The 16716-nt window shown below is 43.1% G+C and carries 19 protein-coding genes; 14 read left to right on the forward strand and 5 right to left on the reverse strand.

What is annotated here, in order from left to right; all coding sequences use genetic code 11:
• Window positions 1–48 precede the first annotated feature (48 nt).
• The gene (locus R7Q41_RS08005) at window positions 49–1899 is read right to left on the reverse strand and encodes an acyltransferase family protein (RefSeq protein WP_258510391.1); all 1851 of its coding nucleotides are present in this window, start codon (window positions 1897–1899) and stop codon (window positions 49–51) included.
• 241 nt (window positions 1900–2140) lie between these two features.
• On the opposite strand from R7Q41_RS08005, the gene R7Q41_RS08010 reads away from it, so the two are divergent.
• Window positions 2141–2416: a nitrogenase-stabilizing/protective protein NifW gene (locus tag R7Q41_RS08010; protein ID WP_054576025.1), complete on the forward strand. Its 276-nt coding sequence runs from the start codon at window positions 2141–2143 to the stop codon at window positions 2414–2416.
• Window positions 2417–2533: 117 nt separating this feature from the next.
• Here R7Q41_RS08010 and R7Q41_RS08015 read toward each other — a convergent pair whose 3' ends face one another.
• Window positions 2534–3634: an alkene reductase gene (locus tag R7Q41_RS08015; protein ID WP_054576024.1), complete on the reverse strand. Its 1101-nt coding sequence runs from the start codon at window positions 3632–3634 to the stop codon at window positions 2534–2536.
• A gap of 11 nt (window positions 3635–3645) precedes the next feature.
• On the reverse strand, window positions 3646–4032 hold the full coding sequence (gene gloA / locus R7Q41_RS08020; protein ID WP_005376490.1) for a lactoylglutathione lyase: 387 nt from the start codon (window positions 4030–4032) through the stop codon (window positions 3646–3648).
• A 211-nt stretch (window positions 4033–4243) separates the two neighbouring features.
• Here gloA and R7Q41_RS08025 point away from each other — a divergent pair, with 211 nt between their 5' ends.
• Window positions 4244–4672 (forward strand): PaaI family thioesterase, encoded by a 429-nt coding sequence (locus R7Q41_RS08025; RefSeq protein ID WP_054702670.1) that lies wholly within the window; start codon window positions 4244–4246, stop codon window positions 4670–4672.
• A gap of 26 nt (window positions 4673–4698) precedes the next feature.
• Window positions 4699–5088 (forward strand): MazG nucleotide pyrophosphohydrolase domain-containing protein, encoded by a 390-nt coding sequence (locus R7Q41_RS08030; RefSeq protein WP_005376487.1) that lies wholly within the window; start codon window positions 4699–4701, stop codon window positions 5086–5088.
• A 43-nt stretch (window positions 5089–5131) separates the two neighbouring features.
• On the opposite strand, the gene R7Q41_RS08035 is transcribed toward R7Q41_RS08030, so the two are convergent.
• A complete protein-coding gene (locus R7Q41_RS08035) occupies window positions 5132–6007 on the reverse strand; it encodes a universal stress protein (protein ID WP_025767825.1) in 876 nt (291 codons plus the stop codon).
• Between the two features lie 215 nt (window positions 6008–6222).
• Here R7Q41_RS08035 and R7Q41_RS08040 point away from each other — a divergent pair, with 215 nt between their 5' ends.
• From R7Q41_RS08040 to def, 8 genes are all read left to right on the forward strand, one after another.
• Complete coding sequence (locus R7Q41_RS08040; RefSeq protein WP_318144456.1) at window positions 6223–7566, forward strand: magnesium transporter; 1344 nt, start codon at window positions 6223–6225, stop codon at window positions 7564–7566.
• 289 nt (window positions 7567–7855) lie between these two features.
• Window positions 7856–8398, forward strand: coding sequence for an AAA family ATPase (locus R7Q41_RS08045; protein WP_318144457.1), 543 nt, complete (start codon window positions 7856–7858; stop codon window positions 8396–8398).
• A gap of 107 nt (window positions 8399–8505) precedes the next feature.
• Window positions 8506–9951, forward strand: a complete 1446-nt coding sequence (locus R7Q41_RS08050) for an AGE family epimerase/isomerase (RefSeq protein WP_054576020.1) — start codon at window positions 8506–8508, stop codon at window positions 9949–9951.
• A 296-nt stretch (window positions 9952–10247) separates the two neighbouring features.
• Window positions 10248–11018, forward strand: a complete 771-nt coding sequence (locus R7Q41_RS08055; protein WP_258510393.1) for a hypothetical protein — start codon at window positions 10248–10250, stop codon at window positions 11016–11018.
• A 1-nt stretch (window position 11019) separates the two neighbouring features.
• Window positions 11020–11559 carry a tetratricopeptide repeat protein gene (locus tag R7Q41_RS08060; protein WP_064354738.1) on the forward strand — a complete coding sequence of 180 codons (540 nt, stop codon included), beginning with the start codon at window positions 11020–11022 and terminating at the stop codon, window positions 11557–11559.
• A gap of 391 nt (window positions 11560–11950) precedes the next feature.
• Window positions 11951–12280: a YceK/YidQ family lipoprotein gene (locus R7Q41_RS08065; RefSeq protein WP_053349143.1), complete on the forward strand. Its 330-nt coding sequence runs from the start codon at window positions 11951–11953 to the stop codon at window positions 12278–12280.
• A 32-nt stretch (window positions 12281–12312) separates the two neighbouring features.
• Window positions 12313–12777 (forward strand): ABZJ_00895 family protein, encoded by a 465-nt coding sequence (locus R7Q41_RS08070; protein ID WP_017820978.1) that lies wholly within the window; start codon window positions 12313–12315, stop codon window positions 12775–12777.
• Between the two features lie 233 nt (window positions 12778–13010).
• Window positions 13011–13517, forward strand: coding sequence for a peptide deformylase (gene def, locus R7Q41_RS08075; protein ID WP_005388756.1), 507 nt, complete (start codon window positions 13011–13013; stop codon window positions 13515–13517).
• Between the two features lie 72 nt (window positions 13518–13589).
• Here the strand turns inward: def and R7Q41_RS08080 are convergent, their stop codons facing one another.
• Window positions 13590–13997: a helix-turn-helix domain-containing protein gene (locus tag R7Q41_RS08080; RefSeq protein WP_021707542.1), complete on the reverse strand. Its 408-nt coding sequence runs from the start codon at window positions 13995–13997 to the stop codon at window positions 13590–13592.
• 84 nt (window positions 13998–14081) lie between these two features.
• Between R7Q41_RS08080 and R7Q41_RS08085 the strand changes: the two genes are divergently transcribed.
• The 3 genes from R7Q41_RS08085 (at window position 14082) to R7Q41_RS08095 (ending at window position 16392) form a co-directional block, all read left to right on the forward strand.
• Window positions 14082–14585 carry a DUF2938 domain-containing protein gene (locus tag R7Q41_RS08085; RefSeq protein WP_318144458.1) on the forward strand — a complete coding sequence of 168 codons (504 nt, stop codon included), beginning with the start codon at window positions 14082–14084 and terminating at the stop codon, window positions 14583–14585.
• Between the two features lie 226 nt (window positions 14586–14811).
• Window positions 14812–15840: a phospholipase A gene (locus tag R7Q41_RS08090; RefSeq protein ID WP_318144459.1), complete on the forward strand. Its 1029-nt coding sequence runs from the start codon at window positions 14812–14814 to the stop codon at window positions 15838–15840.
• Between the two features lie 93 nt (window positions 15841–15933).
• Entirely contained in the window at window positions 15934–16392 is a 459-nt protein-coding gene (locus tag R7Q41_RS08095; RefSeq protein WP_005388759.1) for a hypothetical protein, read from the forward strand.
• The last annotated feature ends 324 nt before the right edge of the window (window positions 16393–16716 follow it).

The following is a 16716-nucleotide window of genomic DNA, read 5'->3' on the forward strand; positions in this document are numbered from 1 at the left end:
AGCGCTTACCTGAGATAAGCGCTGAAGCATAAAAGTTTATTCCCTTGGTTAATGTCGGTCGTAAGTGAACTGTTGCGCTTCATTTGTACTGTTGTGGTAATGCCCAAGCACCAACTCAGCACCTTTGTAAGATAAATGGCTGTCATCCGTATACATCGCATTGTTTGCTCCAACTCTCATTCGACATACGCCATTTCTGCAAATGGCATCGGTCAAGTCGACAAACTCAACGTGCTCAAATTGCTCAAAGTAGTTCACTAACTTCGCCACGTTTTGAGGGTGATGTTGTTTGGGAGAAAAGTCGCAGGCAGACTCTTCTGTCTCGCCAAACAAACGCGCTTTCCAAAGGCATTCTCCTACCGCAAACGGTGCAGAAGGGGTTGGACCGAAAACGACCACTTCCTTTCCTTTCAGTTCATTCAATAATTTGGTTAATGATGCTTCATAATCGGCTTGTGAAAGCTCTTTATTGAAATTAGAAGAGATAACAACGCGACGAATGGAAGGGGTACTTAGAATTGTATCGACAGCCTCATTGAAGAACTGTCGGCAAGAAATTGAGCCAGCAGCTTCTAGGATGTCGACATAACCGACCGCACAGGAATCTTGAGTAAGTTGCACCACGCCAGTTGGTGTTACTTCGGATAGACGCTTCACGTAAACCATGCTGTGACTATTGCCTAACACAGCGATGGCGGGCTGCGGCGCAGACGAGCACACATCGTTAACGTTGGTGTTGCCGTTGCAATCTAAACCATAACCGTTGTTAACTCGCATGGCCTCGAAAAATGCGCTTCTTTCTGGAAAACCACCGTTTTGATGACCGATAACGCCGAGCGTTAGCAAGGGCAACGTCAACAACACAATAACCGCGGACACAGTGCGCATGCTCATGGCTTTTCGGCTACGGAACGGCTTTTCAATAAAGCGCCAAGTGAAGTAAGAAAGTACAAAAAGAGTGACAACGTAAAGTGGGATATTGATGTCTTGTGTTGTGTCCAACACGTAGCGGTAAAAGACAAATAATGGAATGTGCCACAAGTATAAGCTGTAGCTGATTAAGCCGACGAACACGACCCACTTTAGGCTCAGTAATCTACCGCAGACATTGTCTTTAGAGGCAAACAAAATCACCAACGCGCTACCGATGACCGGCACCAGCAGCATAATGCCCGCGCCATCTTGCGATTTTTCAAACAAAAGCGCGGAAGCCAATATCAAAACGATGCCAATGGTTGCTAGAGTATCGTTAGATTGAACTTGGACTTTTCTCATCACTAATGCGAGTAATGAACCGGTTGCCAGTTCCCAAGCACGAGAGAAGATCATGTAGAAGGCGAAATCAGGATCGTTGCTCGTATAGACAATAGTCATCAAACTCAGCGCAAATACCGCGATGAAAAAAGTCAGGTAAAACGCGTTTTTACCACGAGCGAGTAGCATGAGTAGCAAAGGAATGACAATGTAGTACTGTTCTTCAACGCCCAAGCTCCATGTGTGGAACAGCGGGTTGGCTTGATCTTCTAAACCGAAGTAATTGTGGCCTTTCAAATACAGAAGAATGTTGGATGCCGAAAGAATGGAAGACACCGCAAATTGACCAACGTCTTTGTGTGCTTGCGGCAAAAAGAGCCACCAAGACATCAAATAGCTGACGGCGATCACCACCAGTAAGAGGGGGAGTATGCGACGAATGCGTCGCTCATAAAAATCACCAAGGCTGAACTTCTGGTTTTCTAAGTCGTTAATCACGATGGTAGTGATCAAATAGCCGCTGATCACAAAAAATACGTCGACGCCAATAAAGCCACCAGCGAATTGCTCAACTCCTGCATGAAACAAAATCACCAACGTGACAGCAATCGCCCTTAATCCGTCTACTTCTGCTCTGTAAGTCATATCGTGTTGCTCCAACATTCCGTTTAATGAAGTAGAGCAAAATATGAACCAGAAATAATGTTTATTTAAATTAGTGCTTTAAAGTGATTTTCAAAATGAAAATGCTAGGTGGGTTAACGAATTCCCAAATTGAATTTCAATATGGAAACCCCATAAAGAATGATCTTAAGAAGCGCTAAATCAAAGAACGTAAAGCGCGAGGCACTTAGACTTCATTGAAAATGATTACGCTAAAGAAACGATGACAAAGAATACGATTCAGGAAACAATTGCCAGCTTTACTTGTATCGAAGAGGCTTTGAATTACTTCGACATCGAGTTTGATAGCCGATTTATCGAAAACAATCGAACCGAGTTGGTTAAGAGGTTTCACGGCTACTTAATCCTCACTAAACCGGATGATTGGTTTTCAGGTCGTCGTGCTTTAAAGAATGCTTACTGTAAAGTACAACGCAGTTTGCTCAGTAAAAAGACGCGCTCTGCGTGTCGAGGTTGTACATCTTGTCAAAGACGTTAATTCTGGTGGCTTGCCTAAAAAGAACCCTGCATCTTGGCGTCACAGGGGGAAGAGCAAGGTTCTTTTGGGCAAGCTATTGGTTTGTCGCGAGTTGCGAATCAGCTTTACGTAGATGAATTAACCCGCGTGGTACGCAGGGTAGTCCACTAAGCCTTTTTCACCGCCGCCGAACAATGTGGCAGGGTCATGTTCTGCCAGTGGATAGCCATGCTTGATGCGGCTTGGTAAGTCTGGGTTTGCAACAAACGGACGGCCAAAGCCAATCATGTCAGCTAAACCACTTTCAATCGCGTGTTGCGCCTTTTCTGCGTTGTAACGACCGGCATAAATCAGTGTACCTTTGTACGCCTCACGAACTGCGGTTTTAAAGTTGTGCGGAGTGTCTGGCGCGTCGTCCCAATCTACTTCTGCAATGTGAATGTAAACCACATTGAGTTTATCAAGCAGCGCTGCAGCGGCGGTGTAGGTTTCGACTGGCGTACTATCAACGGTGCCATTTAACGAAGTGAATGGTGCAAGACGAACACCAACACGCTCAGCGCCAATAGCTTGCGTCATCGCTTCTATCACTTCACCAAGAAAACGCAGACGGTTTTCAATAGAGCCACCGTATTCATCGGTGCGGTTATTCGCTTCAGAATCGATAAACTGGTTAACCAAGTAGCCATTCGCTGCATGAAGCTCGATACCATCGAATCCGGCTTCTATCGCGTTTAGTGCGGCTTGGCGGTACTCTTCAATAACGTTCTTGATGTCTTGTCTGGTCATTTCACGTGGCACAACCACGTCGACAAAACCCGGTTCGTCTGTGCCGTTATCGACAAATACTTTCACGTTTTCTGCTTTTAGCTCAGAAGAAGAAATAGGTTGCTCACCGCCAATGTTATCAGGGTGAGTCACGCGACCAACGTGCCATAATTGCGCGAAGATAACGCCGCCTTTCTCGTGCACCGCATTAGTTACTTTTTTCCAGCCAGCAATTTGCTCTGGGCTGTAAATGCCTGGTGTCCATGCATAGCCTTGACCCATTGGCGAAATTTGTGTGCCTTCAGCAACGATTAGGCCCGCTTCAGCACGTTGAGCATAGTAGGTCGCCATCATGTCGTTAGCGATATTACCTGGTTGAGAAGCACGAGAACGCGTCATCGGAGGCATAACGATACGGTTTTTTAATGAGAGAGAGCCAAGTTGAATGGGTTGAAATAATGCGTCTGTCATAGGAAACCTCGTTATTTTTGAGTTTGGATGAGCTCGATTTGGTAACCATCGGGATCTTTAATGAACGCGATGTGAGTTTCTCCGCCTTTCATTGGACCTGGCTCGCGAGTAACGTTGCCACCAAGCGCTTTAATTTTTTCGCAAGCGGCGTAAATATCTTCAGACCCCAGTGCCATGTGTCCGAATGCGTTACCCAAGTCGTAACTGTCGGTATCCCAGTTATAAGTTAGCTCGATGGTCGCGCCATCTGGTTGATCAGGGTTACCAACAAACACCAGTGAGTAACGGTATTCTTGGTTTTCAAAACGATCCAAAACACTCATTCCCAGAACTTTTGTATAAAATTCGATAGATTTGTCTAGGTCAGCTACACGGATCATCGTGTGGAGAAACTTCATAAGTCGCCTTTTTATAACGTTGCGTAATCACTATGCAAACCATATCGCCACTCTAAATAAACTGGAAATTATCGTTAATTATTAAAATGATTATTTAGTGTTATGAAAAGCGAGGTTGCTGGCCCTGCAACATGCAAACAAAGATTACTCGCCGTTTCTTTTTAATTGTTGGCATATGCTAATTACTCTTTTGAGAAACCGAGTAACTATCATGTCTACAAACAGCTATTGTCATTACACTCACGAATCTCATCATCAATGTGCGGTTTGTTCTTCAATTAATGTGAATCCGAACTCTTTGGCCGTGAACTACCAATACCTAGCCGATGGTTCTGTTGTCGGAGAGTTTCACGTTTTATCGCGTCATCAAGGTTACACAGACCTGTTGCATGGTGGTATTGCCAGTTCGCTTCTCGATGGTGCAATGACGCATTGTTTGTTATCTAGAGACATTCAAGCCCTTACGGCGCAGTTGGATGTGCGCTACCATGCACCTATTCAGTTAGATGATCGAGTCACGATTACTGCACACTGTGAAGGTGAACGACGCGGTATATATCAACTGGTGGCTCAATTGCGGGTCGAAAGCGAAGTTAGAGTGACGGCTAAAGGGAAGTTTATTCGTCCTAAAAAGGCATAAATAAAAACGTGTTCTACGGAGAGGCAATGAAGAAATTTGATGAGCTGTATGCAATTGCGACGAGAAAATCTCAATATGACCAAACCAACACTTGGTTTAAAGGCGTAGAGACTTATCTGGAGGCCATTGGCAAAGAAGTTGATGAAGTCCGCGAAGAGATTCGTGAGGATCGCCTTTGTCATTTGGAAGACGAGTTAGGCGATGTGTTGTGGAACTATCTTAACGTATTAAAAGCGCTGGAAAGAGAAAAGGGCATAGATCCTGAGAAAGTACTCGAAAGAGCCTGCAACAAATACGATCAGCGTGTATCTGCGATTGAGTCGGGACGCAGTTGGGATGAGATAAAACAGCAGCAGAAACAAGCCTTGAACGCAGAGCATGAAGCCGCGCAGTTAGAAGATGTAAAGAGCCAATAACTGCGCTTGGTATTGAAAGGGTTGGTTAATAGGGAATACCTAGTCAGCCCTTGGAACTGTTGACCAACAGTAGGTCACAAGGTGGTTGATCAAGTAACGTGTCTACAGTGCTGCCAGACCAAAATTGAGATGACATGCTTCGTTTACATGCCCCCATAATCAAAATCGCTGCTTGTGATTGCTTAACTGCTTTTGGTAACGCCGTTTCAGGGTTTCCTTCCGGTAATAGTAATGGAACTCGCGTTAACTTTTGCGCACTAATAAAATCTGTAATGCCTGCTTTTTGATTGCTTAATATCTCTGCACGATAGCGAGAGAGGTATGGCGCGACGTATCGGCAGTAAACGAGCGTCATTTTCCCGCTTAAGGTTTGTTCTAATTTTGAGCCTCGCGAGACGATGGCTTTATCTACTATCGACTTTTCATCCCCTCGATGAAGTGGGTCGATTGCACAAAGCATGTTGGCGTGAGAAGGCCATGACCGCTCACTCAGTAGCAACAAGTCGCAATCTTGTTGTGCTAGTTCTGTTAGCATCGTTTGAATCTCGTGTTTGTTAAAGTGTCCCACGAGCAGTAAGTCAGTGTGGTCAACAAGTCGTTTCGCAACTTGCTCAACCCAATGGCTCCCTTTGAAATGTTCGTAAGAGAGCGTTGGTGTTTCAAGCTCTTCTTCTTCACAAAGTTCGACAATTAATGCGTTGAACTTTAAGGTCCAAGCTTCAAACTCAGCTTGTCTTTTTTCTATATGGTCAGAGTTGAAACTGAGAAAATGAGCGAATGCGTGATCTTCACTTCGGCGATGGTCTTCCACTAAAACTACAATAGGCTGAGCCAGCGCTGTCGAAAATTGAATCACTTTACGAAGCACCTTACGACTTGGTAAGGCGGCCTGCTGAGTCAGAAAAAATACAGGTGCCATTGATTACTCCATTATCAAACAAGGCGAATGAGCCTGACACACATTCAAGTCTATACCATGAACTGATGCAGAGGCGTTTTGTTTCTGCGAGCGAAATATAAATTCCGCAATTAAGTCAACTATCGCCTAGAATTTTAACATCAAGAATTCATGCCTTCGGATAGCACATATCGTCAATGCGGCGAATGTGGTAGTGAAAGCTATAGGTAAAAGTAATGATAGATTCCAACCAATTGCAAATTAACCGCAAAGTGCCACATTTGCTTGCTGAGATCATTAAAGCGATAGAATCGACCGAAGACTTGAGCTTTTTGAAAGACTATCAAGAAGCACAGATTGCGAACATTTTGGAATCGGTCAACATTGCTTACCGTAAACGTGTCATAGAAGCAGTGCCGCCTGAGAAGTATTGGACGGTATTGAATTTGCTCCGATACGACACCGCCAAGCACATTCATCAATCACTCAATAAAGAATTACAACATGAACGCTTGGCGTACATAACGGATTCAGAACTGATCATCTTTGCGGACTTTCTACCGACCGAATTTGTAGATGAATACCTTATTGATCAAAGTGAAGAGTCTGTCGCGCATATCCAACAAGCATTGTCGTATGAAGACAACAAAGTTGGACGTTATGCCGAGCCTCACTTTCTGGTCGCAAACCCTAAAAACAGCGTAGGAGGCATAAAAACCGAGCTGCTAAAACGCGGGCAAAGTCCTGTGCGGTTGATTATTGTGCGTGATGCAAGTGGTGTGATTGGTACGATAGAGCCGCATACCCTGTTGCTGCACGAAAATCATATCAAACTTACCGACTTGACCGTAGTTACGCCAATTCTAGAAGATATTCAAACGATTCAAAGCGTCAGCAAACAAGTCTCGATTGATGGTGGAGCACATTGGTTTCCTATCATGGCTGGTGGCAAAATTATGGGCGTCTTGTCGATGGCGACCATCGCGATTACCTTGCGTGAACTCAGCCTACAAGCTGTAGTGGCAGAAAACGTACGAAGCGAAGAAGATTTGTTTACACCATTAAGCGTGGCGACAAGGCTAAGAGCACTTTGGTTGGTGATTAACTTGCTGACCGCTTTCGTAGCCTCCGCCATCATTGGGCTTTTTGATAATGTGGTCGAGCAAGTCGTTGCGCTTGCGATCTTAATGCCCGTTGTGGCGAGTATGGGCGGCATCGCGGGTAGCCAAACCTTAGCGGTGGCCATTCGAGGTATCGCACTAAACCACTTGCACCAAAGTAACTTGAAGCTATTGGTGAATAAGGAATTAAAAATCGCCACCATTAATGGTTTAATTATGGGATTGGTGATCGCGGGTGTCGTTTACATGGTGTTTGACTCTTTGCCATTGGCGCTTATTATTTGCTGTGCCATTTTCCTCAATAGTTTGGCGGCATCGGCATCGGGTACGTTGATACCATTCACGTTGAAGAAGTTTAACATTGACCCCGCCGTGGCTGGCTCGGTAGTATTGACGACCGTTACCGATGTCGTCGGTTTCTTTGCGTTCTTAGGCTTAGGTGCCATTTTCTTGATATAGATATCCAATTGACGCGTTAACCATCAGAACCAATCGCACCACTTCCCAACCCATTATTTTGGGCGAGCTTGCTTCGCTCAGCATTCCTCCGTTTTCCATAACCGATGAACACGTCGTTTCGGTTCTTACTTTGTAAATCTCTTCACTGCTCAGTTCTATTCCCCAAATTTCCCACTACCGATCTCGCTTAACGTTAGCATGCCAAATTCCAATTTCAAACGCCAGATGATGCCCATTTTCTTGGCTGTATACGCATTACTTCACTCAAACAAAAAATAAGGAAACAATTTTGAATAAACTCATCGTATTCACTGGTGGTCCCGGTGCAGGGAAAACTTCGGTAATCGAACAGCTAAAAACACAAGGCTTTATCTGCGCGCCAGAAACTGGTCGTCAAGTAATACAAACGCAGGTTGCCAATCACGGTTCAGCATTACCTTGGAATGACAAACAAGCTTTTCGAGACGAAATGATGAAGGCAGAAGTGAGCAATTACCGAGCTTTCAATGCCCACCAAGGGGACGTGTTTTTTGATCGCAGTATTGTGGACGTATATGGCTACAGTAAGTTGGAACAACTTCCAATCTCGCATGAGCTCATCACGCATTGCCAGATGCTTCGTTATCATTCTCAAGTATTCATTTTTCCACCGTGGACGTCGATATTCAGCAACGACGAAGAGCGAAAGCAAGATTTTTCTGAAGCGGTCGCCACGTATCAACAGATGGTCGATGCATACCACAAGTTTGGTTATCAATTGATCGAAGTGCCCAAAATGTCAGTCGAAGACAGAGTAGCGTTTATTCTCGGCTCAGTTATCGAACAAGGCTGAAAGATGATTGATGCAAACAAATGCGTAAGGCGATTGTGAGCACGACAACAATATGCGTAAAGGGAGTTATTTATACTGGATAAAATTCAATAACTTAATTGAGTGTTATGTCTTTTAAATATCTTACCTTATTGCTCGCAACGACGAGCATGAGCAGCTTTGCTGATGTAGGCCTGCCTTCGGGGGATGATTGGTTAAACCATGTGACGAATGGCCTAGCCCCATATTGGATGATGGAAAGCGCGCATGGACAACCTGCGGGGAATTTTCCGACATTTCGTTGTGATAACGGTGTCATTCTCGACCCACAAAAGCCGTGTGAAGAATTAAACAAAGGGTGGATTAGCCCGCACTTCGATCGCGAATACACCCGCATGAAATCGCGCCAAACTTACGCTTATGGCGTACTTTTTCATCTTACGGGTGACAAGCAAGCATTAGAGCTGGCAAAGAAAGGGGCTTATTACCTGATTGATCATCTACAAGATGAGAAAAACGGCGGCTTTGTGAGCTTTACGCGTAGTGGAAAACCGGGGATGGAGTGGCAACAACGAACTTCTCAAGACCAAGCTTACGCCTTGGTGGGGTTGGCGATGTACTACTACTTAACGCAAGATCCAAAGGTCGAACAAGCGCTTATCGACCAGCAAGCGTTTATATTTAAACAATACCGACGAAGCGATGATCGCGGTCTGGCGTGGGTTTTGAAAGATGGTGATGGGGAAAGTGAGAAGCAGCAAGAGTTAGTCGCTCAACTTGACCAAATTAATGGCTACCTGTTGTTAATGACGCCACTTTTACCAGCGCCAGCGCAAGCCAAGTGGAAGCAAGATCTGCAATGGCTGACGCAAGTGATGCTAGATAACTACCATTCCGTCAAAGAGCAGCGCTTTTATGGCGCGATACACCACAAAGCGGTAATGATGCCAGATGCGAAACACAATGATTTTGGACACACCATCAAAGCGTATTGGATGACGTATCTCACTGGTCAGTTGTTGGAAAATTCCAATTGGACAGAGTTTGGTTTCAAAGGAATGAAACACACGCTTAAGCAAGCGCAATACCAGCAAAACTTTGAGCAAGTCAAAGCGCTTTTCTCACCAGAATGGCAGAGTAAATGGACGCAAGAGAGCATTCCTGCTTGGCAATCAAGACCATACAAGCACTATAGCTCGTCTTGGGAATGGGCAGAGCTCGATCAAGCGGCAATGACAGTTTCTCTTGTCGATGGTTCGATGAAAGAAACGCTTCAATACACGTTACCCACTTTTATGGACGTATGGGTGGATCATCAATATGGAGGAGTCGGTCTGAGTCCTAAATCAACCAAAGCGTTCCATTGGGGAAATGGTTACCACCAGTTTGAACATGCGTTTGTCGGGTATTTGTACGCGCAACAAATGGCAAAACAGCCCGCCAAGCTTTACTACGCGCGACCAGCAGAGAATAAAATGCCACTTAATCCGTATTACTTTAGCGCAGACGTAAAATCGTTGTCGTCACAAAGTGATGGAGTCACCACCGCGACATTCACCAATATTCGACCTTAGGTTGGTCGATGGTGATGTGTTAGTTAAAGTCCGCGTAAAAGCCAAAGCAAAATTGTAGCAGTAATATCAATAAAGGCTAACCAACTGGTTAGCCTTTATTTTTAATAATCTTACATGTAATGGTGACAACACATATAGTTAACGAATGTTTATTTGTAATGACCGCTGAGTGTTTCTAACAAATATCTAACTATAAATTAACTTTTATTGATTAGGGTATATCTCACAACTAGGACAACTTAGAGCTTGGAACTTTATGCAATCCTGTTCATAATAATGGTTTTGAGAGAATCATTATGTACATTTCTATACTAACGCACGAGAGAGATACGCCGTTATCAATCAACTACATTAATTACATGTATCCAGCTGACAAACTATTTAGCTCTTGTGTCGAACTAAGAAGCAAATTAGATAATGAGAAAATTCCCGTTAATACCATAAAAGATACTTCTCTTGCGGGACCATTACGTAAGCTTCCAAATGATATTACAGGTGAGAAAAGGTTACAAAAGCTTAAGGAACAGATAGATCGCAACATGGCGGTTAAGTCTGGTATGTTAACAGATCGAATGCACTGGAAAAATAAAGCTGTTATTCCTTCACGTAAATTTTCGTCTCTAGCTCCAATACAGTCGTCAACTCTAGCTTCTACTGCAATGAAAGCAAATAGTGGAAGGGCCATGGCCTTAGGGATGGTATTACAGAAAGGCAGAGCTATGCTTCTCTTTGATATTATCCGACAAAACGTTAGAGTACTAGCTAATCGAGTACACAATGCAAATCTAGAATCATCTGGCTGCATTTTGATTGTTAATGTGAAGTATTTGAAAGTCGAAAGGGAATATGGGAAAGCTCCTCAACTATCTAGAGTTTCATTAGCAAGTATAATTTCTCAAGAAGACAAGTATAACTTTGATTCGAGTGCTTATGTTCGTGGTCAAATTGCCAATATGTGTGAAGCTAGTGCTAAAGCTCCGATCAATACAAAGTTTCAAATTGTAAGCGGTCAGTATGACGATTCATACTCGACAGCAGTCTTGTTTATCAAATGTACATGGGCATAACATGAGAATTGTTAACGTTTTATTCGTAGTGCTCCTTGTTACGGCATGTAACGATACTACGTCAAAGTTTGAGGCAACTAAAACGACAGAAAGCCTCTTAACTAAGAACCGAGAAGCTCCAGAGCAGTTGTACAGCGAAGCAAATAAATTTTATGAACAAGGTGATGTGCAAGGAGCAAAGTCTTTATTGATCAAAGCTATCGAAGTGGATGATGTTCATAGTAAAGAGCTTTTAGGGGTAATCCTTCTGAAAGAGCCAAAAGTCATGGATGTTAAGCGGGGCTTTTCTTTAATCTCAGAGGCTGCTGATGATGGGTTGGCTAGTGCACAATTTTATTTAGGATCATGTTTGTATGATGATGGCTGTGGTTTACCTGAAAATAAGGTGCTTTCAGCCTATTACTTGACGCAAGCGTTAAATAATGGTGAAGGTGGTGCACAAATGCTACTTGGATTTCTAGATGAAGAAATAGGTGACACTGCGATTGATCAAAAAACATATGCGGTAGAGCTGAATCGCTATATAGAACAACTCAATTAATATTGCGGCTTAATGTTTTATAGGGTTTTAATCGAACCTCAAACAGAGAGTGCTGGACTTCTACAAAGCAGTAGAAGCCACAGCGAAGCTGCAACAATAATCGAGTGTGTAATAGAAAATAAAAAGCCGTCAGAACCACTGGTTTTGACGGCTTTTTATTCTATGACAGGTAGAGGCTTCAATTTTCAGCGCGATAGATCCATGAAAACTTAAGTGAGATTCCAATCACGTCGCATGATCTCGCTAGTGTCATTGGAAATAAATGAATTGTTTCTAATACATAGAACGTATTAACATGGTTGCACTTGGCCCATATGAGTAAATTCATTGAACATACAATTTGAGAGAGGGTTTAGTTGTAAAAATAATAGTTAGTTGGAATCTAGGTTAAATGAAAATAAAACTATTTAAAAAGCTACAAGTTGTATTTCTTGTGGTGTCAGCATCTTTAATGGTGGGGTGTTCGTCTATAGATGCGCATGCTGGTGGCGGATACGGAAAGCCGTTTTCAGGCACCGCGTTATCAGTCGCACGACAACCTTGCTATTTAAGAGCTGATATTACTTCTATCGCGTTATACCCACTATCATTGATTGACATTCCTTTGTCGTTAGCAACGGACGTTGTGTTTCTTCCTGTTGATTTAGTCATGGTAGCTACACCAACAACGAGTTATGGCGGTGTTGTTTCTCTAGGTTGTCCAAGCGGAAGCATGATCTAAAACGCTTATTTTATTCAAATAAATGGAAGGAAATGAAAGTGGAATTAAAAAGTAACTATTCAGAATCAGAAATAAACCAGCCACCATCGGTACTTCTTGTTACGTCTCTGTTGTGTCTGGCGTCCGTTTGTTGGGCTGCATTGCTGTTGGCCATTGAATATATTGTTGGGATAGAAATGAGTGGTACAGGCTTTCTTAGCACGTTAATCCCAGCCATGAGTGTTGGTTATTACTTCGGCTACAAGACTGGAGATGTAATGCCATCAAAAACAAGATGGTATGCTGTTTTACTGTGGACTTTAGCAAGTTTGGTAGTGTTCTCTCTTATCTTAATGTCGTTAGATATTTCTCCGTTTTATTTATTATCTGAGCTCGGTGGGGTAAGTATTTTTATTGCTATCATAATGCTAATAACGATTGGCATCGCCTACTTAATTTTAAAAAGTGGTGAGAAAATGGCGATTAGAGTATTACTCAAAGCCAAGGAAAGTCAGTAGATAAAATACAACAAACGATTCAATTAGGATCATGACAAGACGTCAGCCATAATGTGCTGGCGTTTTAGTTTCCTGTTTGTAGGATTTTTATCTAAAAGGCAAACCCATTTATTGTGTTGTAGTTTGAGTTAATGGTTTATGCCTTGTGCGCAAGATAGCTTAGCAGGTTTATGTATCGAGAAACGTGTGTATAATTCGCCACGAATTACGATTTATAGATATGAAAGGTAAGTATGGCAGTCCTCGAAATTCTCTCCATTCCAGACCCAAGGCTTAAAGTAAAAGCAGAAAAAGTCACTGATGTATCGACAGTACAAACGCTGATAGACGATATGCTAGAAACACTTTACGCAACGGGCAATGGTATCGGTTTAGCTTCAACCCAAGTAGGCAGAAAAGAGGCGGTTGTTGTCATCGATATCTCTGACGAACGCAATGATCCTTTAATCTTGGTTAACCCAGAAGTGGTGAGCGGAGAAAACAAAGCACTTGGTCAAGAAGGGTGCCTATCTGTTCCTGAGTACTACGCAGATGTAGAGCGTTACACGTCAGTTGTTGTTTCTGCACTAGACCGTGATGGCAACCCGATTACAATCGAGAGCGATGAGTTCTTGGCGATTGTGATGCAGCACGAAATTGATCACCTATCTGGTAACTTGTTCATTGATTACCTTTCACCGTTAAAGCAAAAAATGGCGATGAAAAAAGTGAAGAAGTACGTAAAATCGCAAGCTAAGTAATATGAAAGGAAGTAACTCACAACCGCGAGTTACTTCCTTGTAAATCAAGAATAGGACGGTAGGGAGAGCGGTTTATCTCTGCTTTTGGGGGACATAACGCTTTACGACCTTCATAAGCCTTTGAAATGAAGAACAGTCCATATGTGACTCATGAGGGCAGGTGGCAACATGGTTTAGGCTGTCTCGCACCGCTTTCAAACGTTTTATTTGCTCATCAATCTCAAGTGCCTTTTTCGTTAGTAAGTCACGATCGATATATGGCTTTGAAACTTCTGATTGATTCAACATTTCTGCCATTTCGTTAAGCGATATTCCAGCGATACGCCCCAAACTAATTAAATTGAGTGTATTGAGTACCTCTGGTGAATATTGGCGTCTCAATCCATTCCTTCCTATCGAGCGAATTAACCCCAGCTGTTCGTAGTACCTGAGCGTTGAAGTCGGCAATCCTGATTTTCTAACCACTTCTGCAATATCCATATTATTCCCCATTGACTTCAAGTTGGCTTTAAGTTGTAGCATGCAACTAAGACCTTAACAAATCAAAAACTTGAGGAGAGAAAAATGCTGCTTTTAATGGGATTGCAAGCGGTGCTAATAGGGATTGGTGCCACTTTGATAATGGATTTATGGGCATGGTTACAAAGGAGAGTGTTTGGTATTCCTTCATTAAACTATGCGTTGGTTGCGCGCTGGGTTTTGTACATGCCCCAAGGAAAGCTTATGCATGCGCCAATTATGGCGTCAGAGGCGATGCCGGGAGAAAAGTCACTTGGCTGGTTTTTGCATTATGCCATCGGCGTTACTTTCGCTTTGGCTCACGTTACTGTTTTTGGTCATCATTGGTTGGTAGAGCCCAGTCTAATGCCCAGCTTAATTACAGGCGTGGTAACGTTGATCTTCCCATTTTTGGTCATTCAACCTTGTCTAGGACTTGGTTTTGCTGCGAGTAAAACCCCAACACCTTGGAAAGCCCGTTTTCTTAGCACATTGGCGCATTTGGGTTATGGTTTGGGTTTATTCATAGCCGGGTTTGCAATCAAAGTTACGAGCCAGTATTTTGCATAGATAAAATGAGCATCATGCAAACGAGTGGTTTTTATCTATGATGCTCAACTCTTGGTTGTTTTTTGCGCTTTGATCATAGTTGACCGATATGTCTAAAGTCTGTTGCATTTATCCAAGACGTAAAGTCGGCGGACATTTAACATTGCCTTAACGTCAGAATGGCAAGCGGTTTACCAAGAAAAACTAAAATTATCTGGTTTGACATAAAGAATATTAAGGGTTTCAGATGGCTTCAAAAGTGGCAGGGATATCAATACTGAGTTTATTGGCAGCGCCAGTTGCGATGGGAGAAACAGCCAGTGCTTATGATTTATGTTTGCTAGACAAAATAAAGCAAAGCAAAGGTGAAGAAACCATAAAGAGCATTCGCGCGCAGTGTGAGCTTGACACAGTAACCAGCACAGTGCCCGCAGATCCAGAAATTGAAGAGCCTGAAGAACTTCAGGAAAGTTTGGTCGACAAGCGTTTGGAATCAGAACGAGAAAACGCGTTCGAACCGTTTAGCCTAGTCGCGCATCGCGTTAACTATATTCTTCCGTTTACATACAGTGATCGTGTAAATAAACGCGCGTATGCCGACACCAAATACGGCGATGAACTGCGTAAGGAAGAGGCGGAGTTCCAAATCAGTTTTAAAGTACCAATGAACTATGATGACTTGTTGTTTGATGGAGATGGTCTGTTTTTTGGAATGACTCTTAAATCATTTTGGCAGGTATACACGGGTGCAGCATCTCGTCCATTCCGTGAAACCAATTATCGTCCAGAGCTTTTTTACTACACCCCAACAGACTGGAAACCACTTGATGGTTCGACTTGGTTAGGTTTTGGTATTGAACATGAGTCTAACGGTCAGAGACAGGAGCTATCGCGCAGTTGGAACCGTGTCTATGCCAACTTAACCTTTGCAAAAGACAATTTTGCGGTTTCTATCCAGCCTTGGTGGCGTATACCTGAAGATGAAAAGACATCGCCTAATGATCCCAAAGGTGATGATAACCCGAATATCGAAGACTATATGGGACACTTTGAGCTATCGAGTGCTTACAAGTGGAATGGTTACGAGTTTACCTTTTTAGGTCGCCAGAACTTTCAAACACATAAGGGTTTTGCAGAACTGGGTGTGTCATTTCCGATTTGGGGCAAAGTTCAGGGGTACGCACAATACTCAGCGGGTTATGGTAAGAGCTTGATCGACTATGATCATAATCAGCAGCGGATTGGTGTTGGTATTGCAATCAACGGTGTTTTGTAGTTTTTCGTAGATGGATAGAAATTAACACTGGCAATTGAAATTTCAATATTTAGAATGCGAGGCTGAAATTGATTTCTAACCTAGAGTGATTTTATGCTTCGTGATTACACCTTCGATTGTCTTGTAACTATGCCTCGCCATGAGCTGGAAGAGTTTAGTGCTCGTATGATCAGTAAAATGGTGCCAGAAGACGTGATGAATGAGTTGTTCACTTTTGATCAAGAAGAAGTGGATAGTGAAGATCGCATGTTGTCTGCACGTCTTGATGCAATGCTACGCATGACAGCAATCGCACTGAGTGAAATTCAACAAGCGTTTGATGACTCAGACAACGCAAAGCAAAATAGCGAGCGAATGACGAGATTGGTGCTTTGGCATTTCTACGCGATCTCATTCCGTTTGGAAGAGGCCATCACGCTAGAAACACACTGTGCTCTAGTGGAAAAACTAATCGAAAATGCACCTTCGGATGTTTTTGCGTGGGTAAAAACATTGACGGAGCTGCTACACACTTACGCTGAAATCAACGCGAAAGAGAATCCTCAAGACTAAACGCCTGCCGTTTATCGTTCAGTAAATTAGAAACAAGGCGAGCCATTTGGTTCGCCTTGTTTTTTCGCGTCAGATAAACCCTCGGGTTTGAAATACCAAACAAGCCTAGACTCAGATTTGTTCGTTCACTAGCGAACGGCGTGATTCCTTCTTACACTAAATCAAGGTGTTTGTTGCTAAACAAGCAAATGCATGACTAAGTCGTGTATTGTTTTCCACTTAAATGCGGATAATTTATGTCGAAGAACCTTCTGGTTTTTAAATTGGAACCGACTATTGAGCGTGTACGCTTTCCAGCTGAGCTTCATCTATCTAAAGGAAGTG

It is taken from the genome of Vibrio sp. 2096, from assembly GCF_033339595.1.
Classification (GTDB): domain Bacteria; phylum Pseudomonadota; class Gammaproteobacteria; order Enterobacterales; family Vibrionaceae; genus Vibrio; species Vibrio alginolyticus.

Bases quoted from the DNA above. Each gene is read 5' to 3' on its own strand.
- R7Q41_RS08095 (WP_005388759.1), top strand. From the start codon at position 15,934: ATGCTTCGTGATTACACCTTCGATTGTCTTGTAACTATGCCTCGCCAT.
- R7Q41_RS08005 (WP_258510391.1), bottom strand. From the start codon at position 1,899: ATGACTTACAGAGCAGAAGTAGACGGATTAAGGGCGATTGCTGTCACG.
- R7Q41_RS08085 (WP_318144458.1), top strand. From the start codon at position 14,082: ATGCTGCTTTTAATGGGATTGCAAGCGGTGCTAATAGGGATTGGTGCC.
- R7Q41_RS08030 (WP_005376487.1), top strand. From the start codon at position 4,699: ATGAAGAAATTTGATGAGCTGTATGCAATTGCGACGAGAAAATCTCAA.
- def (WP_005388756.1), top strand. From the start codon at position 13,011: ATGGCAGTCCTCGAAATTCTCTCCATTCCAGACCCAAGGCTTAAAGTA.
- R7Q41_RS08010 (WP_054576025.1), top strand. From the start codon at position 2,141: ATGACAAAGAATACGATTCAGGAAACAATTGCCAGCTTTACTTGTATC.
- R7Q41_RS08080 (WP_021707542.1), bottom strand. From the start codon at position 13,997: ATGGATATTGCAGAAGTGGTTAGAAAATCAGGATTGCCGACTTCAACG.
- R7Q41_RS08015 (WP_054576024.1), bottom strand. From the start codon at position 3,634: ATGACAGACGCATTATTTCAACCCATTCAACTTGGCTCTCTCTCATTA.
- R7Q41_RS08055 (WP_258510393.1), top strand. From the start codon at position 10,248: ATGTACATTTCTATACTAACGCACGAGAGAGATACGCCGTTATCAATC.
- R7Q41_RS08065 (WP_053349143.1), top strand. From the start codon at position 11,951: ATGAAAATAAAACTATTTAAAAAGCTACAAGTTGTATTTCTTGTGGTG.
- R7Q41_RS08070 (WP_017820978.1), top strand. From the start codon at position 12,313: ATGAAAGTGGAATTAAAAAGTAACTATTCAGAATCAGAAATAAACCAG.
- R7Q41_RS08035 (WP_025767825.1), bottom strand. From the start codon at position 6,007: ATGGCACCTGTATTTTTTCTGACTCAGCAGGCCGCCTTACCAAGTCGT.
- R7Q41_RS08090 (WP_318144459.1), top strand. From the start codon at position 14,812: ATGGCTTCAAAAGTGGCAGGGATATCAATACTGAGTTTATTGGCAGCG.
- R7Q41_RS08040 (WP_318144456.1), top strand. From the start codon at position 6,223: ATGATAGATTCCAACCAATTGCAAATTAACCGCAAAGTGCCACATTTG.
- R7Q41_RS08025 (WP_054702670.1), top strand. From the start codon at position 4,244: ATGTCTACAAACAGCTATTGTCATTACACTCACGAATCTCATCATCAA.
- gloA (WP_005376490.1), bottom strand. From the start codon at position 4,032: ATGAAGTTTCTCCACACGATGATCCGTGTAGCTGACCTAGACAAATCT.
- R7Q41_RS08060 (WP_064354738.1), top strand. From the start codon at position 11,020: ATGAGAATTGTTAACGTTTTATTCGTAGTGCTCCTTGTTACGGCATGT.
- R7Q41_RS08050 (WP_054576020.1), top strand. From the start codon at position 8,506: ATGTCTTTTAAATATCTTACCTTATTGCTCGCAACGACGAGCATGAGC.